The organism is Massilia sp. TWR1-2-2 (assembly GCF_049897565.1).
Lineage (GTDB): Bacteria > Pseudomonadota > Gammaproteobacteria > Burkholderiales > Burkholderiaceae_D > JAFCUW01.
Window position 1 is genome coordinate 1 of the sequence record NZ_JAFCWM010000079.1, and the last position, 2018, is coordinate 2018.

Below are 2018 nucleotides of genomic sequence, written 5' to 3' on the forward strand. Positions count from 1 at the left end.
GCAGTAGAATCAAAAATTCACACTGCAGGCCGCGCTTCTAAATTGATGTCAAGTGTTTTTGTGTCTACGTTGAAAATAAACCATCTAACTGCACATTAAATGATAACTTGGGTGGATTGCGTCCCGCACGGCCAGCCGTCGATTGCCGCAGAAATCGCCAACCTAGCCTACCAGTCATACAAATTAGCGCCATCCCCGCTTCGCGAGGATGACGTTTTCTTTTTTCGCAGGTTTAAATTGATAGCGGGTCTGACCTATGGTCAGACCCCAAAAAACGCTTAAGGTTTCGCTTTTTTGATGTACTTTTCGAGCAATTTGTTGGTCTCGTTTAGCATGTGCATGATCGACTCGCGCGCGCGGTAAGCGTGGCTTTCATTCGGTAGCATCACCAAGCCATCGTATGCGCCAACAACAATGCATTCGGCCTGTTGAACGATTGAACTGCAGGTGTGCTGCACCTCAATCGGATCGACGCCAACGAGCAGCAGGAAATGCCACGTAAGTATTCCTGCGGATGGCGCGCTCGCAATCGGCCTCAGATTGAAGACAGTGGCGGTCCCGGTAAAACGAAGCATTGTCGATCAGGAGTGCATCTCCATCCTGCGCACTTGCCTGCTCGATAGTTTTTGAAGGATCGCGAATCAGACAGTCCAAATCGTGAAGCTGGCACAACTCGCTGGCCAGATTTGGAGCAGAACTGGAAAACTGGCTCTACTCTTAGCGTAGCCACGGACGTTGGAGCTTGCCTTGGAAGCAGTCCAGCATGCACGAAGTCGTGCATTCGCTCTGCCGATGCCGCGAGTGGCGCAAGGCCAACCATCGAACCGGTTCGATGGTAATGTGCCGTGTCCGAATCGAGCACTGCTACATGCTCTAGCACCCTCGCCAGATAGTCGACTGCCTTCAACGCATTCAGAGGGCGGGCTACGATATTCATTTCTTCCCGATATTTGTCGTCGATCTTGCCTTGCGGTCCCGCCTTACAAAAGTGGGATGTAGCGGTAAGCCGCCAGGTCGTTCTCCGGTAAAAACTCACCACTCGAGAAAGGGGCGTGCACCGCTAAGGTTTGTACATTCGCACTCGTGACGATTAACAGTGTCTCGTCGGATTCAGTGCGCAGACGAATCCCGCTTTCAGCTAAGAAGTCATCCCGCTCAAACACGAGCTTTTCGAGAGAGGCAAGACTCTTCCATGTGTGTCCTAGGGCAATCATTTTTGAGAATGGAGATTCCTGCACCATTTCAAAAACAAGGGAGCCTATTTCGTTCCAACGGTCGATGTCGTTCATCTTTGAGTAGATCTTTATTATCTCGCCCGTAGTCAAAAACAAATGCACAGTTGTCGTTCCGCCGACTCGCTAATAGTCTGACGAATATCCCCTAAGTCCAACCTTCAGAATATTCGAAAGTGAGTTCAAACCGTGGAACGCGAACAGAAAAGAGGCTTTCATATCACAATGATCCTATAAATTAATAGTGAAGCGTTTCCGGAAGTTTGTTGCCCTTGCCGGGAATCTCAATGCGCGGTCCATCGTCGGGGTTTTTCGATCCCGGACGAATCCAGATGCCGTTCTCGACGATCAGTACCCCGGCTTATTAGCCCGACTATCTCCCTCGGGGAACCTCTTACCAGTGCCGCCTGTGAGTTTGTCGAAATCTTTTTGAGCATCACCTGTACCGCCGTTCTCAGGCGCAAGCGGGCCGCTAGTATGTCGGTTTCCGCTCGCGCTGGTGCCGGATTGCTCGCCTTGTACTCCAACGTAGTCGTCAGGCACAGGCGGTGCGCTGTTTATATCACTCGGTTCCTGCCCGCGCGAGCATAGTACATGCACATTATTGCACCAGCTTTGCGGAAAGATCGGCGCGTTCCAGTTGGTGATCGGCCCAGGCGGGATCCATACCAATCCACCCAAGTTAGCCGATTTCAACAATTTTTCTGACTCATTGCCTTGTGCGGTTTTTGGTCTTGCTTCCGCGGTTTCGAGAGATTTTCACGATGTCGATAGGTCCTTCCAGCG

The 2018-nt window shown here is 51.2% G+C and carries 2 protein-coding genes; both read right to left on the reverse strand.

What is annotated here, in order from left to right:
* Positions 1-278 precede the first annotated feature (278 nt).
* Entirely contained in the window at positions 279-575 is a 297-nt protein-coding gene (locus tag ACP7DD_RS26385; RefSeq protein ID WP_426178346.1) for a hypothetical protein, read from the reverse strand.
* A 405-nt stretch (positions 576-980) separates the two neighbouring features.
* Positions 981-1289, reverse strand: coding sequence for a hypothetical protein (locus tag ACP7DD_RS26390; protein ID WP_426178348.1), 309 nt, complete (start codon positions 1287-1289; stop codon positions 981-983).
* Positions 1290-2018: the final 729 nt, after the last annotated feature.

Bases quoted from the DNA above. Each gene is read 5' to 3' on its own strand.
- ACP7DD_RS26390 (WP_426178348.1), bottom strand. From the start codon at position 1,289: ATGAACGACATCGACCGTTGGAACGAAATAGGCTCCCTTGTTTTTGAA.
- ACP7DD_RS26385 (WP_426178346.1), bottom strand. From the start codon at position 575: ATGCTTCGTTTTACCGGGACCGCCACTGTCTTCAATCTGAGGCCGATT.